Source organism: Pedobacter sp. 01T416_2, assembly GCF_056398925.1.
The window spans coordinates 1-1174 of record NZ_JBFTQI010001171.1 but is presented as its reverse complement, the minus strand read 5'-3'; the positions used below and the strand labels follow the sequence as shown (position 1 = coordinate 1174).

Genomic DNA, 1174 nt, shown 5'->3' with positions numbered 1-1174 from the left:
ATATAACGGTCTGCTTCACGGCGTGAACATAATCCACTTTCACTGATGAATTTATTTAAACGGGTTGCAGAGTTATTGTTCATACTGCAATTTTACGGAAATAAATCGTGTTATCCATTCTCCACACTGGCAACAAATGAATCGATGGTGCTTTTGAGTGCGGTTAAAGTTTCCTTATCGGTAATCGCTCCTTCATTGTTGATCTTCGCTTTTGCAAATGAGATAAGCTGGGGCGATACCCTCGCTTCAATTACCGTTAAAATATCGATTATGGATTGATAGGCTTTTTCACCCTGGGTTGAAGCAACAAGTGCTAAAACGGATTTCCCCGAAAATGATGCTGTGCTTACGGTCCAATCGAGCAGGTTTTTTAGCGATCCTGGTAAACCCATCGCGTATTCTGGTGTAGAGATGATGATTCCATCTGCCTTTTTGATGATTGAACGAAGCGCCTCGATAACCTGTGGTGGATTTTCCTGATCTAAATCAGGATTGAAGTGTGGGATATCTGCAATAGACGGAAAGTTTGTTACCTCGAACTCTCTGCCTAAAAGCCTGGAGATGGCAGTTATGTAAAGTGCATTAGTTGATATTGTTTTTGTGCTTCCAGAGACTGCCAATATTTTTTTCATTGCTAAAAGTAGCAAAGCGTAAATGGAATATCAAGGTGGTCTGGTAATCGTGTTGTCATTTCAAAACGGGCCATCGAAACGCACCAGGTTTCGACAGCCTATTCTAAACATATTAACAACTAAAAGTTTTGATCATCTGCACTTGGGCCATAGCTGCCTGGGATCGGAATATCAAGTATTCTTAAGTAAACACCTAACTGCGCCCTGTGGTGAGTGGTTTGGCTAAGTGAATGGCGGATGGTTTCGTATTTAGAATAATCCGCCAAAACCTGTTTGCCCATGCTCAATACCCAACGACCATTTAGGTCTTCTTCCGTCGCTTTTTCTAATTYTGCTTTTCCAAGTGCATAATTTTCCTCTAAAATTTTAACCAGGTCATCGGCACTTTCTACAGGTTTTTCTACATAAGGTGCTGTTTCAAAATCCAGTCCATCAGTAGTTAATGCCAGTGAAACCCAACTCGGCAGATCAGCAATATGAACCGCAAGCGATTTCATTTTCATGCTTTTTTCGTGTGGTGCCCAGTCAAACTTATCTACAGG

At 41.3% G+C, this 1174-nt stretch carries 2 protein-coding genes; both read right to left on the bottom strand.

Going from position 1 to position 1174, the window contains the following annotated elements:
- Positions 1-110 precede the first annotated feature (110 nt).
- Complete coding sequence (locus AC1DPQ_RS28315; RefSeq protein ID WP_477583360.1) at positions 111-632, bottom strand: NADPH-dependent FMN reductase; 522 nt, start codon at positions 630-632, stop codon at positions 111-113.
- A 119-nt stretch (positions 633-751) separates the two neighbouring features.
- A partial coding sequence (locus AC1DPQ_RS28310; RefSeq protein WP_477611651.1) for a DinB family protein occupies positions 752-1174 on the bottom strand: 423 nt, incomplete at its 5' end.